Here is a 22,336-nt window from a genome sequence, read left to right as displayed (position 1 = left end):
TGAAGGGCGCTACATCCGGAACAGGCCGAAGCGGGTCGGCTCCATGGGAGCGTTCAATGCCGTCGCCAGCGACAGGCCCAGCACGCGCCGCGTCTGCGCGGGATCGATGATGCCGTCGTCCCATAGCCTGGCCGTGGCGTAATAGGGATGGCCCTGGGTCTCGTACTGGCGGCGGATGGGCGCCTTGAAGGCTTCCTCTGCTTCGTCGCTCCAGGCCTCGCCGCGCGACTGCGCGGTGTCGCGCCGCACCGTGGCCAGGACCGAGGCGGCCTGCTCGCCGCCCATGACGCCGATGCGGGCGTTGGGCCACATCCACAGGAAGCGGGGGCCGTAGGCGCGGCCGCACATGCCGTAGTTGCCCGCGCCGAAGCTGCCGCCGATGATGACGGTCAGCTTGGGTACCCGGGCGGTGGCGACCGCCGTCACCATCTTGGCGCCGTCCTTGGCGATGCCGCCGTTCTCGTATTTGCGCCCCACCATGAAGCCGCTGATGTTCTGCAGGAAGATCAGCGGGATCGACCGCTGGGCGCACAGCTCGATGAAGTGCGCGCCCTTCTGCGCCGATTCCGAGAACAGGATGCCGTTGTTGGCGACGATGCCCACGGGCATGCCGTACAGGCGCGCGAAGCCGGTGAAGAGAGTGGGGCCGTAGCGGGCCTTGAACTCGTCGTAGCGCGATCCGTCCACCAGCCGGGCGACGATCTCGCGCACGTCGCAGGGCTTGCGGACGTCCTGCGGCACGACGCCGAACAGTTCCTCGGGATCGTGCGCGGGCTCGTCGCCGTCGGCCAGCGCGGGTGCGGCGGGGCGGTTCAGATTGCCGACGATGCGGCGGGCCAGGTGCAGCGCGTGGGCGTCGTTCTCGGCCAGGTGGTCGGCCACGCCCGAGACGCGGGTGTGCACGTCGCCGCCGCCCAGGTCCTCGGCGCTGACGATTTCCCCGGTCGCGGCCTTCACCAGCGGCGGTCCGCCCAGAAAGATCGTGCCCTGGTCCCGCACGATCACGGTTTCGTCGCTCATCGCGGGGACGTAGGCGCCGCCGGCGGTGCAGGACCCCATCACGACCGAGATCTGCGCGATGCCCCGGGCCGACATGTTGGCCTGGTTGTAGAAGATGCGGCCGAAGTGCTCGCGGTCGGGAAAGACCTCGTCCTGCAAGGGCAGGTAGGCACCGCCGGAGTCGACCAGGTAGACGCAGGGCAGGTGGTTCGTCTCGGCGATTTCCTGGGCCCGCACGTGTTTCTTCACCGTCATGGGGTAATAGGTGCCGCCCTTGACCGTGGCGTCGTTGGCCACGACCATGCAGGCCACGCCCTGGATGCGGCCGACGCCCGCGATCAGGCCGGCGCACGGGGCCTCGTCGCCGTACAGGCCCAGCGCGGCCAGTTGGCCGATTTCCAGGAAGGGCGAACCGGGGTCCAGCAGCAGGCGGATGCGCTCGCGGGGCAGCAGCTTGCCGCGCGCGGCGTGCCGGGCGCGGGCGGCGTCTCCGCCGCCCAGCGCGGCCCGCGCCACCCGCGCGCGCAGGTCCGCCACGAGGCGGCGCATGGCATCGGCATTGGCCTGGAATTCCGGGGAACGGGTATCCAGCCGGCTGGTGTGGGCATGCATGGCCTGGCTCCTGGGCAAGGGGTCAGCGGGTTTCGGCGAAGAGTTCCCTGCCTATCAGCATGCGCCGGATCTCGCTGGTGCCCGCGCCGATCTCGTACAGCTTGGCGTCGCGCCACAGGCGTCCCGTCGGATAGTCGTTGACGTAGCCGTTGCCTCCCAGCGCCTGGATGGCTTCTCCGGCCATCCAGGTCGCCTTCTCGGCGGCATACAGGATGGCGCCCGCGGCATCCTTGCGCAGCGATCGGCCGTGGCCGGGCCGGTCGCAGCTGCGGGCCACGGCGTAGACGTATGCGCGGCAGGCCTGCCAGGTGGTGTACATGTCGGCCAGCTTTCCCTGCATCAGCTGGAACTCGCCCACGCTCTGTCCGAACTGCTTGCGCTCGTGCACGTAGGGCAGCACGACGTCCATGCAGGCCGCCATGATGCCCAGCGGTCCGCCGGCAAGCACCGCGCGTTCGTAGTCCAGTCCGCTCATCAGCACGCCCACGCCGTTGCCGACGCCGCCCAGCACGTTTTCCTCCGGCACTTCGCAGTCGTCGAAGAACACGGGATAGGTGTTGGAGCCCCGCATGCCGAGCTTGTCGAGCTTCTCGCCGAAGGCCAGGCCGGGGAAGCCTTTCTCGACGATGAAGGCGGTGATGCCGTGCGGCCCGGCGTCGGGGTCGGTCTTGGCGTAGACGATCAGGGTGTCGGCGTCGCCGCCGTTGGTGATCCACATCTTCGAGCCGTTCAGCACGAAGCGCGCGCCCTTGCGCGTGGCACGCAGCCGCATGGACACGACGTCCGAGCCGGATGTCGTCTCGCTCATCGCCAGCGCGCCCACGTGATCCCCGGCGACCAGCGCCGGCAGGTGGCGTGCCTTCTGCTCGGGCGTGCCATGCCGGTGCAACTGGTTGATGCAAAGATTGGAGTGTGCCCCGTAGGACAGGCCCACCGCGGCCGACGCCCGCGACAGCTCTTCCATGGTCACCACGTGCGCGAGGTAGCCCAGCGCGATGCCGCCGTAGTCGTCGCCCACCGTCATGCCGTGCAGCCCGAGGTCGCCCATTTTTTTCCACAGGTCCCGGGGGAACGCGTTGTCCTTGTCGATGGCCGCGGCGCGCGGTTCGATCTCGTTGGAGGCGAAGCTGCGCACGACCTCGCGCAGCATCTCGGTGGTGTCGTTCACGCCGAAGTCCAGGGAAGGCAGCGGGATCATGGAGGTTCTCCGGTTCTTGTCTTGCTGCGGGAAGGATGTGTCAGGCCACGGCGTGGGGGACCCGGCGCTCCTGCGGCGAGGTCGAGCCGGGGGGCTCGGCGTACCGGGCCAGCAGGCGCTCCTGCTTGATGCGGGCAACGCGCGCGTTCTCCTCCTTGACGTGTCCGAAGCCGCGCACTTCCTGCGGAAGCCGGGCCAGTTCGAGCGCCACGGGCAGGCGTTCGGGAGTAAGCGTGGCGGCGATCTCCCGCATCAAGGCCTGGTAGCCGCCGATCGCCGCCCGCTCCGCGCGCCGCTCGGGCAGGTAGCCGAACGGATCGAAAGGCGTGCCGCGCAGCCGGCGCGCCCGGGCCAGCCATTTGTAGGCCGTCAGCACCCATGGGCCGTAGGCCTGCTTCACCAGATGGCCGTGCGCGTCCCGGCGCGCGAACAGAGGCGGCGCCAGGTGGAAGCGCAGGCGGTAGTCGCCTTCGAACTGGCGCGCGACGCGTTCGGCGAAGCCGGTTTCGACGAACAGCCGGGCGACCTCGTACTCGTCCTTGTAGGCCATGAGCTTGTAGAGGCTGGCCGCGACCGTGCGCGCCAGCCGGTTGCCCGAGACCCGTTCCTCTTCCAGGGCGGCGATCTCGCGCACGAAGGTTTCGTAGCGGGCGGCATAGGCGGCGTTCTGGTAGCGGGCGAGCCGCTGCGTGCGGTCGGCCAGCAGGGCATCCAGCGAGTACGGCCGGGGCGGCATCATCACCACCGTGCCGGGCCGCTTGAGCCCGGCGGCGACGCTGGCCGCCGGCAGGTCCAGCGCGGCCTGCCGGCCCCATGCGAACGCGGCCTTGTTCATCTCCACGGCCGTGGCGTTCAGTTCGATCGCCCGCATCAGCGAGTCCTCGCGCAGGGGGATCCAGCCCTTCTGCCATGCATAGCCCAGCATGAAGACGTTGGTGGCGATCGCGTCGCCCAGGAGGCCGGTGGCGATCTCGGTGGCATCCACCGCGTCGGTCTGCCAGGCCGCATCGCGCACGCGTTGCAGCATGGCCTCGGGCGAGGCGTGCCAGTCGGGGTCCTGGGTAAAGGCGCCGGTGGGCGATACGTCCAGGTTCAGCGCCGCGCGGGTGCGGGTCCTGGCCATCATGTCGATGGCGTCCTGGCCGCAGGCGACCATCAGGTCGCAGCCCAGCACGACGTCGGCCTGGCGGGCGGGAACCCGCGTGGCGTGCAGCGCGGCGGGGGTGGCGGCCAGCCGCACGTGCGACATCACCGCGCCGCCTTTCTGCGCCAGCCCGGCCATGTCCAGCACGATGACGCCCTTGCCCTCGAGGTGGGCGGCGATGCCCATCAGCGCGCCTATCGTGACCACGCCGGTGCCGCCCACGCCGGTCACGACGATGTTCCAGGCCTGTTCCAGTCCGGGCAGGTCCGGTGCCGGCAGGTCCCGCGGCGGTGTCACCTGCCGCGCCGCCGGCTTGCGCAGCGCGCCGCCCTCGACCGTGACGAAGCTGGGGCAGAACCCTTTCACGCACGAGAAATCCTTGTTGCACGAACTCTGGTCGATGGTGCGCTTGCGGCCCAGCGGCGTCTCCAGAGGCAGGATGGACACGCAGTTCGACTGCACGCCGCAATCGCCGCACCCCTCGCAGACTTCCTCGTTGATGAGTACGCGGCGCGCAGGGTCGGCCAGCTTGCCGCGCTTGCGGCGGCGGCGCTTCTCGGCGGCGCAGGTCTGCACGTAGACGATGACCGACACGCCGGGTTTCTCGCGCAGTTCGCGCTGGATGTCGTCCATGCGGTCGCGATGGCTGATGGCGATGCCCGCCGGCAGGCCCGGAAGCTCGCGCAGCGCATCCGGTTCGTCGCTCACGAGATGGATGTGGGGCACTCCCTCGGCCACCATCTGCTGCAGGATCTGCGGCACGGTGGGCGCGCCCTCGACAGGCTGGCCGCCGGTCATGGCGACCGCGTCGTTGACGAGGATCTTGTAGGTGATGTTCACGCCGGCCGCGAGCGCGGCCCGGATGGCCAGGGACCCGGAGTGCGTGTAGGTGCCGTCGCCAAGGTTCGCGAAGATATGGGGCGTGTCGGTGAAGAAGGCCTGGCCGATCCAGGTCGCGCCTTCGCCGCCCATCTGCGTGAAGGTCTCGGTATGGCGGTTCATCCACTGCGCCATGTAGTGGCAGCCTATTCCCGCCACCGCGCGCGAGCCCTCGGGAACCCTGGTGGACGTGTTGTGCGGGCAGCCCGAACAGAAGTAGGGCAGCCGCTGCGGCGCGCCGGGAGCCGCGCGGGTGTAGCCCTCCGGCGGCTTGCGCGCGTCCAGGTAGGGCAGCGCGCGGGCGTCCAGGGCCTCGCGGCCGATCACCTTGGCGATGCGCGAGGCGATCACGCCGGCGATGGCGGCCGGCGTCAGCTCGCCGTTGGGCGACAGCAGGATGCCGTCGTGCGGCACGTGCACCCATTCTCCGGTCTCGTCGTATTTGCCGACCACGCGCGGGCGGGCGGAAATGGAGGCGTTGTAGAGATGTTCCTTGATCTGGTATTCGATGATCTGGCGCTTTTCCTCGACCACCAGGATCTCGTCCAGGCCTTCGGCGAACTCGCAGATGCACTCGGGCTCCAGCGGCCAGGACACGCCTATCTTCAGCAGCCGCAACCCCATGGAACGCGCGGCTTCCTCGTCGATGCCCATCATGGCCAGGGCCTCGCGCACGTCCAGGTAGCTCTTGCCGGTGGTCACGATGCCCAGCCTGGCCCGCGGAACGAACCAGTCCTGGCGGTTCAGCCCGTTCTGCCGCACGTACTCCAGCAGCGCGTACAGGCGTTCGCGCTGCAGGCGGTTCTCCTGTTCCAGCGGCGGGTCCGGCCAGCGGATGTGGAAGCCGCCTTCCGGAATGGGATAGGTGTCGGGCACGCGGATGTCGACCGCCATGGGATCGATGTCCATGGAGGTGGACGACTCCACCGTGTCGCTGACGACTTTCAGCCCCACCCAGCATCCGGAGTAGCGCGACATCGCATAGCCGTGCAGGCCGAACTCGATCAGCTCGCGCACGCCCGCCGGATTCAGGACCGGGATCATGGCCGCGATGAACGCGTGTTCGCTCTGGTGGGGCAGGGTGGACGACTTGCAGGCGTGGTCGTCGCCGGCCACCAGCACCACGCCGCCATGGCGCGAGCAGCCCGCGATGTTGCCGTGCTTGAACACGTCGCCGCAGCGGTCCACGCCCGGGCCCTTGCCGTACCACAGCGCGTACACGCCGTCGGCGGTGGCCCGGGCGTCCAGGCTGACCATCTGCGTGCCCCAGACCGCGGTGGCCGCCAGTTCCTCGTTGAGCCCGGGCACGAACTTGATGCGATGGGCCTCCAGGTGCCGGGCGGCCTTCCACATCTCCAGGTCCACCGACCCGAGCGGCGAGCCCCGGTAGCCCGAGACGAAGCCCGCGGTGTTCAGCCCGGCCGCTTCATCGCGCTGCTTCTGCGCCAGCATCAGGCGCACCAGCGCCTGGGTGCCGGTCATGTAGACGCGGCCGCGCGGCCGTGTGTATTTGTCGTCCAGGGTCAGGACGGTCTCGACGGGATGTGCGCTCATGATGCACTCGCTGTCCAGGGTTGGGCGCGCAAGGGGGTAGCGCGGGGCAACCGGCCGCGCGGGGCGGCGGATGGCGTCCGCATGGCGCCTTGAAGGCCCGGTCGGATGGACGGGCCGCGTAACGGCGAAAGGGGTAGGCGGCAGGCTGGAGGAGGCGGCGGCGCGGCCCGGGCCGAAGCATGGTCGCGCGGCCCGGGTGGGCGGGCCGGCAGGAGCATGCGCTGTGCGAGCCTTCGCGTTCATACCATCGGTCGGCGCGGCCTGGCTGGCAGGCCGGCTTTCCTCCTCCCGAGCGGCGCGGGGCCGCATGTAGAAGGTGCGTGATGAGCACAACATACCACGCCGGCAGGGGCTTAAGCTTATTTCTTTTAGTTGTTAAGTCAGTCAAAAACATTTAAATACAATATATAGAATCTGCTCGATATCACTCCGGGTTCTGAACACCATGAAACGTTTCTTCGCATCCGCCGCGCTGGCCGTCGGCCTCGCCTCGGCTTCTCTCCAGACGGCGGCGGCCGCGCCGCTGGAGATCGGCTACCTGCCCATCCTGCCCGACGCGCAGTTGTTCATCGCGCGCGAGCAGGGCACCCTGCCGGCCGACGGCGGTCCGGCCAAGCTGGTCCAGTTCCAGAGCGGACCGGCGCTGGTGCAGGCCCTGCTGGCGGGGCAGCTCGACATCGCCTACGTCGGCATCGGGCCAGCCCTGGTGGCGCGCGGCAAGGGCGCCGACATCAAGGTCGTCGCCTCCAACATCGTCGAACAGGTCAGCTTCGTCGCCATGGGCGATCTCGCCCCCTATTTCGCCTCCGGCGATCCCGCCACGGCCTTCTCCCGCTTCGCCAAGGACAAGGGGCGCCAGCCCGTCATCGCCAGCTATCCCAAGGGCGCGGTGCCCGAGGCCGCCCTGCAATACTGGCTGCGCAATCGCATCAAGGTCGATCCCGCGTCCTTCAAGCTGATCTACCAGGGCGAGGCGCAGATGCAGCAGACCCTGCTGACCGGCGCGGTGGACGGCGCCGTGATCCTCGAACCCACCGTGACCACCGTGCTGACCCGCGCGCCCAAGGCCCGCGTCGTCGCGCGCGGCTCCGACCTGTTCCCGCGCCAGCCCGGCGCGGTACTGCTGGTGCGCGAGAAGCTGATCAGCGAGAAGCCAGAACTGGTGAAGTCGCTGGTGGCCGCCCACGTCGCGGCGACCCGGCTGCTGGATACCGATCCGGCCAAGGCCGCGCCCCTGGTGCAGAAATACGTGGGCGGCGGCCGCCTGCCGGTGGACCTGGTCGAGAAGTCGATCCGCAATTCCAAGGGGCAGTTCGAGGCCGATCCCAATGTCATCGTGCCGGCGACGCTGGTGCTGCAGAAGTTCCAGTCCGAGACCGGCACGCTGGAGGGGCCCGCGGTGGACGTGACCAAGCTGTTCGACACGCGTTTCTATGACGCCGTCGCCGGCAAGCGCTAACCCGGCGCGCCGTCCATGATGGTCAAGAATCCCGGGTGGCCGGTGCGCGCGGCCTACGGCGTGGCGGGCATCGTCGTCTTCGTGCTGTTGTGGAAGGCGGCGGGCGTGTTCCGCTGGGTCAATCCCGGTACGCTGCCCGATCCGTTCGCGCTGCCCGACGCGCTGGCGCAGGAATGGACCTCGGGCCGCCTGCTGCCCGCCGTCGGCTCCAGCCTCATCCATTACTTCTGGGGCCTGGCGCTGGGCACCGTGTCCGGCATCGCCGTCGGCCTGGCCGCTGCGACGATACGGCGCTTCGACCTGTTCCAGGCCTACCTGGCCCGCGTGCTGCGGCCCATTCCGCCGCTGGCCTGGGTGGTGTTCGCCATCGCCTGGTTCAAGGTCAGCCACGCCGGCGCCGCCTTCGTCATCGCCATCGGCGTGTTCTGGGTGAACTACTTCGCCACCTACAGCGCGGTTCGCAACATCGATCCCCGCTTCTATGAACTGGCGCGCAGCTTCGGGCAGGGCAGCTACTGGCGGCGCGCTGTCAGCATCACGCTGCCCGCCATCGCGCCCGGCACGCTGGCGGGCGTGCGCACCGGCATCGGCCAGGCATGGATGACGCTGATCGCGGCCGAACTGCTGGGGGTGCCGGGCATGGGACAGGAAATGAACGCCGCGGCGGGCGTGGGCGCCTACGAGGCGGTCGTCGTCTACATGCTGGCCATATCGCTGGTCTACGCCATTTGCGACCTGGGCTACGGGTGGCTGGAAAAAAGGGTGCTGTCGTGGCGGCCGTAATCGAATTCGATCGTTTCTCGTATACCCATCCCGGCGCGCCCGGGCCCGTCATCCAGGACTTGTCCCTGGACATCGCCAAGGGCGAGTTCCTGGCCGTGGTCGGCGGCTCGGGCGTGGGCAAGTCCACGCTGCTGCGCACCGCCGCCGGCCTGATCGCGCCGTCGGCGGGGCAGATGCACTTCCGCCTGCCGCAGCGCGCGGGCCGGCGCCGCCGGGCCGTGGTGTTCCAGGACGGCCGGCTGCTGCCCTGGCGCACCGTGGCCGGCAATGTGGCCTATGGCCTCGAGACCCTGGACATCGATGCCGACGAAAAGCGCGGCCGGGTGGACGAGGCCCTGCGGATGACGGGGCTGGCCGAGTTCGCCGACCGCTGGCCGCACCAGTTGTCCGGCGGCCAGGCCCAGCGCGTGGGCATCGCGCGCGCGCTCGCGGTCAAGCCCGACATCCTGCTGATGGACGAGCCCTTCAGCGCGGTGGACGCGTTGACCCGCCGCCACCTGCAGGCCGAACTGATGCGGATCTGGCAGTCCACGCACGCGGCGATCATGTTCGTCACCCACGACATCGACGAGGCGGTGTTCCTGGCCGACCGCGTCGTGGTGCTGGGAGGGCGTCCCGCGAACGTGGCCGAGAACCTGGTGATCGACCTGCCCAGGTCGCGCGACCGCGGCCATGCCGACTTCGGCCGCTATGTGGCCCACTTGTCGGCGCAATTGGGAGTGGACTGACCATGCCGGCCCTCAGGCTCGTCATCCATGCGCCCACGCCCGCGGCGCTGGAGCGGGGGCGGCGCAACCTGGCCAACCTGCTCAAGGCCGACGGCCAGGCCCAGGTCGAACTGGTGGCCAACGCGGGCGCCGTCGCGGCCGCCCTGGGCCAGCCCGATGCCACCGACGTCCATCTTCGGCTTTGCGCAAACACGCTGGCGGCCAATGGGCTGGAGGCGCCGGCCGGCATCGCCGTGGTCGAGGCCGCGGTGCTGCACATCGCGCGGCGGCAGGCCGAGGGCTGGGCCTACATGCGCGCCTGAGCCCTCGGCCCTAACCCATCGTCATCAGGCTGGCATTGCCGCCCGCCGCGGCGGTGTTGATGCTGACCGATCGTTCGACCAGCAGACGTTCGAGCGGAATGGCCGCGTCTCCCGGAGCCAGGTCCACTACCGGCACGATCGCGCCCGCGCGGCGGGCAAGCTGGCGCAAGATGGATTTCAGGCGATTGCCCACGGCATGGACGAGGACCGCGTCGAACGACGATGCGGCGGGATCGGCCACGGCCACGTGGCCGGCGACGCCGGCCGGCAGCGACGCGTGCAATGCTGCCGTCTGGTGGCCGGCCTGCCAGAGCGCTTCATTGCCCGTGCCCAGCGCCGCCGCCAGCTGGGCCAGCAGGTCGGAGGTCTCGTCCGCGATGCACAACACTCTGCCGCGCGGACGTAGCGCGTAGACGTCGAGTTGTCCGGTGGGGCCGGGCAGGGTGGCCGCGGCGATCTCGGGCAGCCGCGCGGCGTAGGTCGCGCAGCGGTCGGCCAGCTCCGCCATGCCCTGGTCGCGGGCCCAGTCCCACAGGGCGGCAAGCGGCCGGGCGGGGCGGGTGGGTTGCAGCCAGGCGGGAGCCGGAGGATGCGGGGCCAGCGCGCGTATCGCGATGTCGGGCGGGGCCGAGGACAACAGGCGCGGAAGATACAGCGGCCCGCCCGCCTTGGGGCCGGTGCCCGACATGCCCTCGCCGCCGAAGGGCTGCACGCCGACGACGGCGCCTATCATGTTGCGGTTCACGTAGACGTTGCCCACGCGCGCCCGGTCGAGCACCCGCGCGACCGTGTCGTCGATGCGGGTGTGCAGGCCCAGCGTGAGACCGTAGCCCAGGTCGTTCACCTGTTCCAGCAGGCTGTCGAGATGCCGCCCCGCGAAGCGCACCACGTGAAGTACCGGCCCGAACACCTCGCGGCGCAATTGGTCCGGCCGTTCCAGCTCGATCAGCGTCGGCGCGACGAAACATCCCTGCCGGCATTCTTCCGCGTCCAGGCGGCCCGAGCGGTGGACCGGGCGGCCGGCATCGCGCATGGCCGCGACGTGGCGCTCGATGTCGTCCCGCGCGGCTTCGTCTATGACCGGCCCGGCATCGGTCTCGAGGCGGTCGGGCCGGCCGATGCGGTATTCGTCCATGGCGCCGCGCAACATGGCCAGGATCCGGTCGGCAACGTCCTCCTGCAGGCACAGCAGGCGCAGGGCCGAGCAGCGTTGGCCGGCGCTGTCGAATGCCGATTCCATCACGTCGGCGACCACCTGCTCGGGCAGGGCGGACGAATCGACGATCATGGCGTTCAGTCCGCCGGTCTCGGCGATCAGCGGAATGCTCCTGCCGTCGCTGCCCAGCCGCTCGGCCAGCACGCGCCGCATGTCCCGGGCCACTTCCACCGACCCGGTAAACAGCACGCCCTGCACGCGCGCGTCGGCGACCAGGCCGGCGCCGATGGATGCGCCGCGCCCCGGCAGCATCTGCAGCGCGCCCGGCGGAACGCCCGCCGCGCGCAGGATGCGCACGGCCTCGGCGGCGATCAGGGGAGTCTGTTCCGCCGGCTTGGCCACCACCGTATTGCCGGCCGCCAGCGCGGCCGCCACCTGTCCGGTGAAAATGGACAGCGGGAAGTTCCATGGACTGATGCAGGCCACGATACCCAGCGGCCGGTGAAGGGCGCCGTCGAAGCCGTCGGTGGCGCGCGCGGCGTAGTAGCGCAGGAAGTCGACGGTCTCGCGCACTTCGCCGAAGGCGTTGGGCAAGGTCTTGCCCGCCTCGCGCACCATCAGTGCCGCCAGCGCCTCGCGTTCGTCCTCCATGCCGTCGGCCGCGCGGCGCAGGATGGCCGCGCGCTCGGCGGGGGCCGTGTCGCGCCAGAGGCGTGCGGCATGGCCGGCGCGCACGAGCGCGAGTTCGAGATCGGCGGGCGAGGCTTCCTGCACATGGCCGACCAGATCGCCGCGATGGGCGGGGCTGCGAATCTCGAGGAGGGGCCCGGGCGCGGCCTGGTCGTCCAGCAGGGGGCGGGCCAGCCAGGTGCGTCCGGCCGCGCCCGCCAGCCGATGCGACAGTTGCAACAGGCAGGCTTCGTCGGACCAGTCCAGCCCGCGCGAGTTGACGCGTTCGGCGCCGTACAGGTTCGGCGGCAGGGGAATGCGCGGGTCGGGCGCACCCACGGAGCCGCCCCCGGCGCCGATGTCGCGGGCGGCCGCGACCGGGTCCACGATCACGGCTTCCAGCGGCAGGACGTGATCAGCCACGCGATGGACGAACGAGGTGTTCGCGCCATTCTCGAGCAGCCTCCGCACCAGGTAGGCCAGCAGCGTGTCGTGCGGGCCGACCGGCGCGTAGATGCGGCAGGGACGCCCCAGGCCGCCATCCCGCGCCGCGCCGACGACCTGGTCGTACAGGGGCTCGCCCATGCCGTGCAGGCACTGGAATTCGTATTGTCCGGGGCGGAAGCCTTGCGGCCCGGCCAGATGGTAGACGGCCGCCAGGGTATGGGCGTTGTGGGTCGCGAACTGCGGGAACACCGCGTCGGGCGCCGCCAGCAGCCTGCGCGCGCAGGCGAGATAGGCGATGTCGGTATGGGGCTTGCGCGTAAACACCGGGTAGTCCTGCAGGCCCTGGACCTGGGCGAGCTTGATCTCGCTGTCCCAGTACGCGCCCTTGACCAGGCGCACCATGAGCCGGCGGCCGCCGCGGCGTGCCAGGGTCACCAGGTGTTCGATCAGGCGCAGGCTGCGCTTCTGGTAGGCCTGCACGACGAAGCCCAGGCCGTTCCATCCTTCCAGGTCTGGTTCTCCGCACAGGCGTTCGAGCAGGTCCAGCGACAGATCCAGGCGCGCGGCCTCTTCCGCGTCGATGTTGAGACCCATGCCGTGGCCGCGCGCCGCGCGCGCGAGCGACAGCAGGCGGGGGTAGAGTTCGCCTTGTACCCGTGCCTGTTGGCTGCGTGCGTAGCGCGGGTGCAGGGCCGACAGCTTGATCGAGATGCCGGGGACTTCGTAGGGCGTGCCGTCCCGGCACGAGGCGCCGATGCGGTGGATCGCGTGTTCGTAGGCGGCCGTGTAGCGCAGGGCGTCGGCCTCGGTCATGGCCGCCTCGCCCAGCATGTCATAGGAATGGGTGTAGCCCCGTGCCACCTGGGCGCGCGAGCGGTCCAGCGCCTGTTCCACGGTGCGGCCCGCGACGAACTGGTCGCCCAGCAGGCGCATGGCGGCATCGACTGCCCGCCGTACCAGTGGCTCGCCGCCTTTCTCGACCAGGCCGGCCAGCGCCGCCTGCGGGCCCGATCCCTGGTGGGCGGCATACAGCCGGCCGGTCAGCAGGAGCCCCCAGACGGCGGCATTGACGAACAGCGACGGACTGTGCCCCAGGTGGGCCGACCATCGGCCCTTGCTGATCTTGTCGCGGATGAGCGCGTCCCGGGTGGCGGTGTCCGGTATGCGCAGGACCGACTCCGCCAGGCACATCAGCGCGATGCCTTCCTCGGACGAGAGCGAGAACTCCTGCAGCAGCATCTGCGCCAGCCCTTCGGTCGCCTGGCGTGCCGACTCGTCGCGCAGCGTGGACGCCAGCCGCCACGCGAGATCCATGACCGGTCCGTCGTCGGACGAGGGGCCGATCTCGTCCAGCAGGCGTCCGACCATCTCGTGTTCCGCCCGCCGGTAATCCGAGGTGATGGCCGCGCGTGTTCCGGTCTGCGGGGCGATGCCCGGCGGGAAGGCCTCGAAGGAATAGGGGCAGGGAGTCGTCGACTGCATGGATGCCCTCCTGTCGCCGTACGGCGTCCGGCAGGAACCAGTCTAGCGCATGGCCGGGGCCCGCAGCGTGGCAAGGTCCAGCAGCGTGAAGCGGCCGTCCTGCATCCATCCGCCCGTGTCGATGTGATGGACGTTCCCGAGCACGACGGGATCTTCCACCGGAGTGTGGCCCACCACCAGCGCGCGCAGTCCGGCAACGCCGCCGGCATCTTCGTCTTGCAGCCGGGCGCGCGACCACATCGCGCGGTCCCGCGCCGCGCGCCACAGCCGCAGCGACCAGCACAGCCTGCTCCAGTCCCGCACCGGGCTGTCCGCGTGCAAGATGCCCACGAGCCCCGCCGGCGTCTCGATCTCCCTGGCCAGCGGCAGGCGGGCGAAGGCCTCGGCGTAGATCCGGCGCCGCGCCAGGGGCAGCGTCACGAACCAGGCTCCGCCGTTGGCGATGTAGTTGGTCTGGTCGACGGGGTTGCCCCTGGCGTAGCGTATCGCGATGTCTTCGTGATTGCCGCGTATCGCATGGAACCAGGGCAGGGCCAGCCAGTCCAGCGCCTGCTCGGATTCCGGCCCCCGGTCGACCAGGTCGCCCACGCTGAAAAGCCGGTCGATGGCGGGATCGAAGCCGGCATGGTCCAGCGCGGTCCGCAGCCGCGTGAAATGGCCATGGATGTCCCCGACCGCGAAGTCGCGGCCGTGGCGGTTGAGTTCATGGTGGACGAGCAGCGTGGTCATGGGACTCGATCGGTTGACGTCCCATGATAGGCCTTCATGGATGCCCTGCGGGATGGGCATGGGGGGCACGGCCCCCGGGGCCCTGGATCGCCCGGCTCCGGGACGCCAGCCGGCGGATCAGGCGGCCGGCGCCTGGCCGCAGGCCAGGTTGGCCGGTATGGCGACGTCCATCAGGCGCGGGTTGGGCAGGTTCAGGTTGTCCATGATCTCGACATACTGGGCTTGCGTCTTGCCCGCCAGGCGGGGGTTGTGCCGCTTTTCCTCGCCGATGCTGGAGGCGGTCCAGCCCTTGTAGTCGTGCGCGGGGTAGACCGTGGTGTCGTCGGGCAGCGCGAACAGGCGGTCGACGATGGAGTGCCAGGACAGCCCGGCGTCGCCGGCCTGGAAATCGGTGCGGCCCGTGCTGCGGATCAGCAGTACATCGCCGGTGAAGACGGCACGAGGCGCGGTCGGTTCCAGCACGAAGCTGAAGGATTCGTCGGTGTGTCCGGGGGTATAGAGCGCTTGCAGCGTGATGCCGTCGACACGCAGCAGCTCGCCGTCGCCGACCTGGCGCGAGACGCACTCGGCGCGCGAGCGTTCGCCCATGATGGTGGTGCAGGCGGTGGCGTCGCGCAGGTCGCCCAGCGCGGTGATGTGGTCGGCGTGGGTGTGGGTGTCGATGGCGTGAACCAGGCGCAGGTCCAGTTCGCGGATGGCTTGCAGATAGTGGTCCAGGCGTTCCTTGACCGGATCGATGATCAGCGCCTCGCCCCCGCGGCGGGATGCCAGGAGGTACGTGTAGGTGCTGGAGTCGGCATCGAAGAACTGGCGGAAGATCATATATTTCTTAAAGAAATAAGCAAATTTCTATATGGAATATATGTTAGACATTCGCGTGCCGCCCGTCAAAGCCCGTCGGAGGAGGGAGGAAGCAGTCCCATGCGGCGCTTGGCCCGGTGCGCCGAGCCGTTGCGCACGGCCCAGCGCAGGACCGGCGCGATGCCGCCGATCGCGGCGCCGGCCGCCCGCACGCGCCATGCGGGGCGCCGCAGTTCCAGCATGTCGGCGGCCCAGCCGGGCAGCAAGGCCGTGCCGGCTTCCATCATGAACCGGCTTACCGGCCGCGCCAGCGGGCTGACGGCCGGGGGATGCGACAACAGGATACGGGCGATCTCGCGGGTGCGGTCGTCGCACACCAGTTGTGGCCGCATGCGCGCGAGATAGGCGGCCACTTCGGCGCGTGAACGGGGGACCTCGCGGGCGCCCAGGCGCAGCGCGATCAGCGCGATCTCGTCGTAGTAGCGGTCCTGTTCCGCGCCGGACAGCGTGGGGTCGCGATGGCGCAGGTGCGCCGCCAGGAAGTTGCTGACCTCGGCCACGTGGACCCAGGTCAGCAGGTCGGGGTCGTCGGCCGCGTAGGGACGGCCGTCGGGAGCCGTGCCGCGCACCTGTTCGTGGATGCCGCGCACGCGCGCGATCAGCCGCTCCGCATCCGCCGTGGCGGCATAGGTGGTGCCCGAGATGAACTGGCCGGTCCGGCGCAGGCGTCCCAGCATGTCCTGGCGGAAGTTGGAGTGATCCCATACGCCGGCGAGCGCGAGGGGATGCAGCATCTGCATCAGCAGCGCGGCGATGCCGCCGATGAGCATGGAGGTGAAATCGCCGTGCACCTTCCAGCAGGCCGAGCCGGGGCCGAACAGGCCAGGATCGCCGCGCGGATGCTCGAAGTCGATGCCGCCCAGCGCCAGTCCGGTCAGGCCCAGCACCTGCGCTTCGATGTGCCTGCGTATCATGCGCGGCCCCGCGTGGGCTGAAGGGATGGCGCATTGCGCTGCATGAGATCGCACAAGTGCTCGGCCGCCGGCGTCATGGGCATCTCCGCTCGCCGGATCAGCACGATGTCGGGCGCGGGCAGGCTTTCCCGCACGGCGATCACCTGCAGCGAATCGCGCGTCAGGTCGAATTCCCGCCATTGCACCGGCAGCAGCGCCAGCAGGTCGCTGTTGGCCAGCGCGACCATCATCGACAGCGCGGTGCGGGCCTGGAGCGCCACGCGCGGCGAGGGCAGGCCGTATTCCTGGAACAGCCGCGCCAGGTCGTCCTGATTGTCGTAGTCGGTCGAGGGCAGGGCCCATTCGGCGCCGGCCAGCGCCTTGAGCGAACGCGAGCGCGCCAGCGGATGCCCCTTGCGGCAGACCACGGCGCGGGTATTGGAGAACAGCCGTTCGACGATGAAGCCGGCCGGCACGGTGCCGGGCGCGGCGCCCAGGTAGAAGTCGATGGCGCCGCTGCGCAACTGCGATTCGAGGTCGGGGAACAGTCCTTCGATGAGTTGCAGGTAGACCTGGGGATAGCGCCGCCGGAAGGCGGGCAGGGCGCGGGGCAGCAGGCCCATGTGCGGCATGATGGACAGGCCGGCGATGACCGTGCCGGCGCCCGAACCCTGGGCCTGCGCCAGTTCGTCGCGCGCCCGGCGCAGTTCGTTGACCATGCCGCGCGCGCGTTCGTGGAACAGCCGGCCGAGCGGCGTCAGGACCATGCCGCGCGCCTGGCGCTCGAACAGCGGCGTGCCCAGTTCCTTTTCCAGGCCGCGCACGCTGCGGGTGAGCAGCGGCTGCGCCACGCCCAGCCGGCGGGCGGCGGCGCGCAATCCGCCATGTTCGACGATGGCCACGAGATCCCGCAGTTGATTGAGTTTCATGGATATCAAAATCGAATCACTCATGGGATTTTGACATCTTGTCCGTAGCACCGCCACTTCTCTACAGTCACTTCGCGTTCACCAGAAAAACTTGATAGCACGCGCAGGAGACAAGCATGCAACGCATCATGGCCTTGGGCCGGCACGGCCGGCTGCTGGCATGGGCGGCAGGGTTCGCCGTCGCCCTGTCGTTGATTCAGGATGCACGGGCCCAGACCTGGCCCGTCAAGCCGGTCAGGATGATCGTGCCGTTCCCGCCCGGGGCCGCGCCCGACGTCGTGGCACGGCTGGTCGCGGACCGGCTCTCGCACGCCTGGGGGCAGTCGGTGTATGTCGAGAACAAGCCCGGCGCCGGTGGCATTCCCGGCATGTCGACGCTGGCGCGATCCGCGGCCGACGGCTACACGGTGGGGTTCGTGCCCGCCGCCGCGGCGGTACTCACGCCCTTGCTCTACAAGCAGCCGCAGTATGACGTGGATCGCGACATCGTGCCCGTGGCCGCGGTGGGCACCAGCCCCATGATGGTGGTGGTGCCCGGCACGTCCGCCATCCGTTCGGTGGCCGACCTGGCGAGGGAAGGCAAGGCCAGGCCGGGAACGTTGAATTTCGCGGCGGCACAGGCTGGCTCGGTGCCGCACCTGACCGGCGAGATGCTGGCGCGGGCCGGCGGCTTCCAGCTCTTCACCGTGCCCTATGCGGGGTCGCCCGCCGCCGTCAACGCGGTGCTGGCGGGCGAGGCGGCCTTGACCATCGACGGCATCCCGGCCCTGGTCCAGCACGTCAAGGCCGGCAAGATGCGAGCCCTGGCGGTGACCTCGCCGCAGCGGTTGCCGGGCCTGGAGTCGGTGCCCACGGTGGCCGAGACCCTGCCGGGTTTCGAGTCGCTGGGTTGGTTCGCGCTGTTCGCGCCCACCGGAACGCCCGGCCCGGTCGTCGAACGGATCAATGCCGACATCAATCGCCTGCTGGATGACAAGGAGCTGGTCTCGCGCCTGGCCGACCTGGGCGTCTACCCCATGCATGGCAGCGCGGCCGATCTCCAGGCCTTCGTGCGCGGCCAGCAGGCGGTCTGGAAGAACACGGTGCAGGAACTGGCGATTCAGCCGCAATAGGCCTGGCCGTCCGATCAAACCACGATGGAAATGCAGATGAACGAGAGAAGAAAGGCGCTGGTCACCGGCGGCGCGACCGGTATCGGCCGCAGCGTGGTCCTGGCCCTGGCGCGCGCCGGGTACGACGTGGCGATCAACTACGCATCCAGCGCGAAGGCCGCCGGCGAAGTGGCCAGCGAGGCGGCTGCCCTGGGGGCCCGCACGATGCTGCTCCAGTGCGACGTGGCCGACGATGCCGCGGTGCGCGAGATGATGCGCGCCGTCGGCGACCGGTTCGGCCACCTGGACGCCCTGGTCAACAATGCCGGCACGACGGCGGCCTGGAAGGTCCGCGACCTGGACAGCCTGGACATGGGCGAGTGGGACCGCACCTTCGCCGTGAACGTGCGGGGGCTTTTCCAGGTCACGCGCGCCGCGGTGCCGCTGCTCAGGAAGGGCACGGATCCGGCCATCGTCAACACGGCCAGCATCGTCGGGCTCAGGCCCGGGCCCCAGCCCCTGCCCTATGCCGCCAGCAAGGCGGCGGTCGTGAACCTGACCAAGACCCTCGCCTGGAACCTGGGACCGGATATCCGCGTGAACGCCGTCGCGCCAGGCTGGATGGAAGGCGACTGGATGCAGCGCATGCTGGGAGACCGGTACGACGATCTCATGGGCAAGCGTGCCCGCGCCACGCCGTTGCGCCGTTGCGTGACCGCCGACGACGTGGCCGAGACCATGTTGAACCTGCTGCAATCGAACCGCTTCGTCACCGGCGAGATCGTCGTGATCGATGGCGGCTACACCAGCTCGACCTGAGGAGGCGCCATGCTCGAGGGATTCGTTCCTTTTCCGCCCGAGTTCGCCCGCCGCTACCGCGAGCGCGGCTACTGGCAGGATCGTTCTCTGGCGCAGGAATTCGCGCAGGCGTTCGCGCGCCATGCGGGAAAGGTGGCGCTGGTCGACGGCGACCGCTGCTATACCTACGCCGACCTGGACAGGCTGAGCGACAACCTGGCGTTGCACCTGCTGGCGCTCGGGCTCAAGCCGCTGGATCGCGTCGTGCCCACGCTGCCTAACGTGGCGGAGTTCGTGATCCTGTATTTCGCGCTGCAGAAGATCGGCGCCATTCCCATCGCCGCGCTGGTCACCCATCGCTACCAGGAGATCAGCCAGTTCGTCAGGCTGTCGCAGGCGCGCTGCTGCGTCTATCCCGTGTCGCAGGGCGACTTCGCCTTCGGTCCGGTGGTGGACCGCATCCAGCACGAGAACGACTGCCTGCGGCTGCGGCTGGTGCTGGGCCCGGCGGGCCCGGGAGAGCACTCGCTGCCCGAACTGATCGAGACCCCCGCTCCGGGAGACCGGGCCGCCTTGCGCGACATACGCATCGATCCCGAGGACCCCTGCATCTTCCAGTTGTCGGGCGGCACGACCGGCATCCCCAAGCTGATCCCGCGCACCAACAACGACTACGCCTATAACTCCAAGGTCGCGTCGGAGGTCACGCGGGTGGACGGCGATTCCGTGCTGCTGCTGGTGCTGCCCATCGCGCACAACCTGCCGCTGGCGTGTCCCGGCATACAGGGCTTCCTGCTGAACGGCGCCAAGGTGGTGCTGCACGCGAACACCCGTCCGACCGAGATGTTCGCGCTGATCGAGAAGCACCGCGTGACGCACCTCAAGGTGGTGCCGGCGCTGCTGATCCGCCTGATCAACGATCCGGACATCGGACGCCACGACCTGTCCTCGCTGCGGCTCATCCAGAGCGGTGGGCAGCGCATGCAGCCCGAGGTTCGCTCGCGTACCCGTCGCCTCATTCCGTCCGCGCTGGTGCAGGAGAACTTCGGCATGTCCGAAGGCGTGCTGATGTTCGTGCGCCACGACGATCCCGAGGACGTGATGATGGAAACGTGCGGCCGACCGGTCTGCCCCGACGACGAAATCAAGCTGATCGACGACGAGGGACGCGAGGTCGGACCGGGCGAGGTGGGCGAGCTGTCCTGCCGGGGGCCCTACACGCTGCGCGGCTACTTCGGCGTGCCCGAGTACAACGCGAGGCAGTTCACGCCCGACGGCTTCTACCGGTCCGGCGACCTCATGCGCCAGCACCCCTCGGGCAACTACATCGTCGAGGGCCGCAAGAAGGACCTGATCAACCGCGGCGGCGAGAAGATCAGCGCGGAAGAGATCGAGAACCTGATACTCATGCATCCCGCGGTGCAGAACGTGGCCTGCGTCCCCATGCCGGACCCCGACATGGGCGAGCGCATGTGCGCGTGCGTGGTGCTGCGGGCGGGCGCATCGCTGACGCTGCCCGAGCTGGTGGATTTCCTGAAGGCGCGCGAGATCGCCAAGTTCAAGCTGCCCGAGCGGCTGGAGGTCCTGGACGATTTTCCGGTGTCCACCTTCGGCAAGGTGTCCAAGAAATCCCTGGCCGAGATGGTGGCCTCCAGGGCGGCCGCGGCCTGAGCGAAGGAGAGACGCGAGATGCGCATCATCGATCTGCATTGCTATCCGGGCACCCAGACCTGGATCGACGCCCAGGGTCCGTACGTCGAGGCCCTGGCCACCTACTGGAAGCGGAACTGGGTCGGCAAGCCCGAGGACGAGGTCGTGGCCGAGTTCGCCGCGGCCGGCGTGGATGCCTGCCTGGTCGCGCTGGACCTGGAGACCACCGTGGCCACGCCGCCCTGCACCAACGAGTACGTGCACGGCATGTGGAAACGCCATCCCGGCCGCATCATCCAGTGCTGGGGCGCGCTGGAGCCCGCCAAGGGCGAGATCGCGATACGCCAGGCCCGAACCGCGGTGCGCGAACTGGGCTTCATGGGTTTTCACTTCCACCCCATCATGCAGCACTTCGCGGTCAACGACACGCGCTACTACCCGTTGTTCGAGGAAATCGCCTCGCTGGGCGCGGCCGTGATGATAGACGTCGGCACCACGGGCATGGGGGCCGGCCTGCCGGGAGGAATGGGCGCGCGCATACGCCATGCCCATCCTGCCGCCATCGACGACCTGGCGGCCGATTTCCCCAACCTGAAGATCATCATGGCGCATCCCGGCTGGCCCTGGGTGGACGAGACCACCGCCGTGGCCCTGCACAAGGGGAACGTCTATTGGGAGATGTCGGGTTGGGCGCCCAAGCACTTCCCGGGCAACCTCAAGGTCGACATCCGCGGCCGTCTGCAGGACAAGATCATGTTCGGCAGCGATTACCCCAGCCTGCCCTATGCGCGCATTCTCAAGGAGTGGGAGGAACTGGGCTACAGCGACGCGGTGATGGAGAAAGTCATGCACGCCAATGCGGAGCGCGTGCTGGGCCTCTAGCGCCCATTCCCGGCCTGTGCACGCTTCCTTTCAGCGTGAACAGGCCCTAGGAAGGGCGGGCATGTTTTCTGCTGGAAAAGGGGCTTTCAGGAGAATGACATGACGCATCCCATTACGAGAAAGATCCTGCTTTGCATGGGCATGGCCCTGGCGGCGCCGCTGGCCATGGCCCAGGCGGGACCTGGTGCCGGCGGCAGCCAGAGCGGCAGCAGCAGCCAGAGCGGCGGCAGCAATGCGCCCAGCGGGTCCAGCTCCGACAGCCCGACGCGAGGCAGCGCGAACAGCGGACCGTCGGGATCGTCGGGCAACGCCCAGAGCAGCGGTTCGTCCGCCGGCAAGCAGGGCCAGGGCACCGATGGGGCCGGCTATCCGGGCAGCACCACGCAGGGCGGCGCGCAAAACCAGCCGCCCAACCGTGGAGCCACCGGTTCCGGCGGGCGCGATTCCTCGACGGGCACGCAGTCCCAGGGGACCGGAGACCGTTCCGGCTCGCGCAACAGCGGCAGCCGGCTGCTGCGCTAGGGCTGTTCCCGGCCTGCGCGAGGCTCTTCCCGGCGGGAACAGGCCCGGCCCGCGACAAGCGGCCGCAGGCGTGCAGCGGCGCCAGAGGCTACAATGGCCAGATGCGCCGCCTGTTCATCCTGCTGATGATCGCCTTCCTGCCGTTCCAGTTCACCTGGGCGGCGGCGGCCGCCTATTGCCAGCACGAAACCGGCACGGTGGCCCAGGCCCACTTCGGCCACCACGAACACGTCCACCAGGACACCGGCGACAAGGGCGACGCCAAGAAAGCCGTGCATCCCGATTGTGTGGTCTGCCACATGATCGCGCTGCAGGCCGTCCTGGCCGGCACGCCGGACCTGCCCAAGGCAGGCATCGCCCACGCCCTTTCTCCCGCGTCGCCAGCCTTCCTGGCCGCGGCGCCCGTCTCGCTGCCTGAACGCCCCCAATGGCGTGCGCTCGTCTAGGTCGTGTTAACACTAATGGTGTTAATCATGAAAATTAAGAGATACTTCGGTGATGGAAATCAGCGAAGCCCAATTCAAGCAGATAGAGCATTGCCTTCCTCGCCAGCGGGGCAATGTGAGCAT

General features: G+C 69.4%; 18 protein-coding genes. 10 read left to right on the top strand and 8 right to left on the bottom strand.

All coding sequences use genetic code 11. The features are described from left to right. Nucleotides 1–9 precede the first annotated feature (9 nt). Genes CDO46_RS04915 through CDO46_RS04905 form a run of 3 tightly spaced genes read right to left on the bottom strand, consistent with a single transcriptional unit; the run spans nucleotide 10 to nucleotide 6,386 of the window. Entirely contained in the window at nucleotides 10–1,611 is a 1,602-nt protein-coding gene (locus tag CDO46_RS04915; protein ID WP_087837450.1) for a carboxyl transferase domain-containing protein, read from the bottom strand. Nucleotides 1,612–1,633: 22 nt separating this feature from the next. After that, nucleotides 1,634–2,809: an isovaleryl-CoA dehydrogenase gene (locus CDO46_RS04910; RefSeq protein ID WP_303395830.1), complete on the bottom strand. Its 1,176-nt coding sequence runs from the start codon at nucleotides 2,807–2,809 to the stop codon at nucleotides 1,634–1,636. A 40-nt stretch (nucleotides 2,810–2,849) separates the two neighbouring features. Beyond that, a complete protein-coding gene (locus CDO46_RS04905) occupies nucleotides 2,850–6,386 on the bottom strand; it encodes an indolepyruvate ferredoxin oxidoreductase family protein (RefSeq protein ID WP_087837449.1) in 3,537 nt (1,178 codons plus the stop codon). Nucleotides 6,387–6,831: 445 nt separating this feature from the next. Here CDO46_RS04905 and CDO46_RS04900 point away from each other — a divergent pair, with 445 nt between their 5' ends. From CDO46_RS04900 to CDO46_RS04885, 4 genes are read left to right on the top strand one after another with little or no spacing between them, the layout of a single operon-like run. Next, complete coding sequence (locus CDO46_RS04900; RefSeq protein WP_087837448.1) at nucleotides 6,832–7,845, top strand: ABC transporter substrate-binding protein; 1,014 nt, start codon at nucleotides 6,832–6,834, stop codon at nucleotides 7,843–7,845. Between the two features lie 15 nt (nucleotides 7,846–7,860). Continuing rightward, nucleotides 7,861–8,628, top strand: a complete 768-nt coding sequence (locus CDO46_RS04895) for an ABC transporter permease (RefSeq protein WP_176400659.1) — start codon at nucleotides 7,861–7,863, stop codon at nucleotides 8,626–8,628. Then, nucleotides 8,616–9,356, top strand: coding sequence for an ABC transporter ATP-binding protein (locus CDO46_RS04890; protein WP_087837447.1), 741 nt, complete (start codon nucleotides 8,616–8,618; stop codon nucleotides 9,354–9,356). Before CDO46_RS04895 ends, CDO46_RS04890 begins: the two co-directional genes overlap by 13 nt. Before the next feature lie 2 nt (nucleotides 9,357–9,358). Then, nucleotides 9,359–9,658, top strand: coding sequence for a hypothetical protein (locus CDO46_RS04885; protein WP_087837446.1), 300 nt, complete (start codon nucleotides 9,359–9,361; stop codon nucleotides 9,656–9,658). Nucleotides 9,659–9,668: 10 nt separating this feature from the next. Here the strand turns inward: CDO46_RS04885 and putA are convergent, their stop codons facing one another. From putA to CDO46_RS04860, 5 genes are all read right to left on the bottom strand, one after another. Beyond that, nucleotides 9,669–13,412 (bottom strand): trifunctional transcriptional regulator/proline dehydrogenase/L-glutamate gamma-semialdehyde dehydrogenase, encoded by a 3,744-nt coding sequence (gene putA, locus CDO46_RS04880; RefSeq protein WP_087837445.1) that lies wholly within the window; start codon nucleotides 13,410–13,412, stop codon nucleotides 9,669–9,671. A 42-nt stretch (nucleotides 13,413–13,454) separates the two neighbouring features. Then, nucleotides 13,455–14,141, bottom strand: coding sequence for a metallophosphoesterase (locus tag CDO46_RS04875; RefSeq protein WP_087837444.1), 687 nt, complete (start codon nucleotides 14,139–14,141; stop codon nucleotides 13,455–13,457). Between the two features lie 117 nt (nucleotides 14,142–14,258). Then, complete coding sequence (locus CDO46_RS04870) at nucleotides 14,259–14,963, bottom strand: MBL fold metallo-hydrolase (RefSeq protein WP_087837443.1); 705 nt, start codon at nucleotides 14,961–14,963, stop codon at nucleotides 14,259–14,261. Nucleotides 14,964–15,028: 65 nt separating this feature from the next. Further along, complete coding sequence (locus CDO46_RS04865; protein WP_087837442.1) at nucleotides 15,029–15,916, bottom strand: oxygenase MpaB family protein; 888 nt, start codon at nucleotides 15,914–15,916, stop codon at nucleotides 15,029–15,031. Further along, nucleotides 15,913–16,824 (bottom strand): LysR substrate-binding domain-containing protein, encoded by a 912-nt coding sequence (locus tag CDO46_RS04860; protein WP_087837441.1) that lies wholly within the window; start codon nucleotides 16,822–16,824, stop codon nucleotides 15,913–15,915. The genes CDO46_RS04865 and CDO46_RS04860 overlap by 4 nt, the downstream gene beginning before the upstream one ends. A gap of 116 nt (nucleotides 16,825–16,940) precedes the next feature. Here CDO46_RS04860 and CDO46_RS04855 point away from each other — a divergent pair, with 116 nt between their 5' ends. The 6 genes from CDO46_RS04855 to czcI all read left to right on the top strand — a co-directional run bounded on the left by CDO46_RS04855 (nucleotide 16,941) and on the right by czcI (nucleotide 22,213). Then, entirely contained in the window at nucleotides 16,941–17,936 is a 996-nt protein-coding gene (locus CDO46_RS04855) for a tripartite tricarboxylate transporter substrate binding protein (RefSeq protein WP_087837440.1), read from the top strand. Between the two features lie 36 nt (nucleotides 17,937–17,972). Then, a complete protein-coding gene (locus tag CDO46_RS04850) occupies nucleotides 17,973–18,734 on the top strand; it encodes an SDR family NAD(P)-dependent oxidoreductase (protein WP_087837439.1) in 762 nt (253 codons plus the stop codon). 9 nt (nucleotides 18,735–18,743) lie between these two features. Continuing rightward, nucleotides 18,744–20,384 carry a (2,3-dihydroxybenzoyl)adenylate synthase gene (locus CDO46_RS04845; RefSeq protein WP_087837438.1) on the top strand — a complete coding sequence of 547 codons (1,641 nt, stop codon included), beginning with the start codon at nucleotides 18,744–18,746 and terminating at the stop codon, nucleotides 20,382–20,384. A gap of 18 nt (nucleotides 20,385–20,402) precedes the next feature. After that, nucleotides 20,403–21,245 carry an amidohydrolase family protein gene (locus CDO46_RS04840; RefSeq protein ID WP_087837437.1) on the top strand — a complete coding sequence of 281 codons (843 nt, stop codon included), beginning with the start codon at nucleotides 20,403–20,405 and terminating at the stop codon, nucleotides 21,243–21,245. Between the two features lie 99 nt (nucleotides 21,246–21,344). Further along, nucleotides 21,345–21,767: a hypothetical protein gene (locus CDO46_RS04835; protein WP_087837436.1), complete on the top strand. Its 423-nt coding sequence runs from the start codon at nucleotides 21,345–21,347 to the stop codon at nucleotides 21,765–21,767. A gap of 101 nt (nucleotides 21,768–21,868) precedes the next feature. After that, the gene (czcI, locus tag CDO46_RS04830; RefSeq protein ID WP_087837435.1) at nucleotides 21,869–22,213 is read left to right on the top strand and encodes a cation efflux protein, CzcI family; all 345 of its coding nucleotides are present in this window, start codon (nucleotides 21,869–21,871) and stop codon (nucleotides 22,211–22,213) included. Nucleotides 22,214–22,336 lie beyond the last annotated feature (123 nt).

Source organism: Pigmentiphaga sp. NML030171 (assembly GCF_002188635.1).
In the GTDB taxonomy this organism is placed as follows: domain Bacteria; phylum Pseudomonadota; class Gammaproteobacteria; order Burkholderiales; family Burkholderiaceae_B; genus Pigmentiphaga; species Pigmentiphaga daeguensis.
Note: the sequence above shows the minus strand (reverse complement) of the source record. Positions and strands in the feature narration are given on the sequence as shown.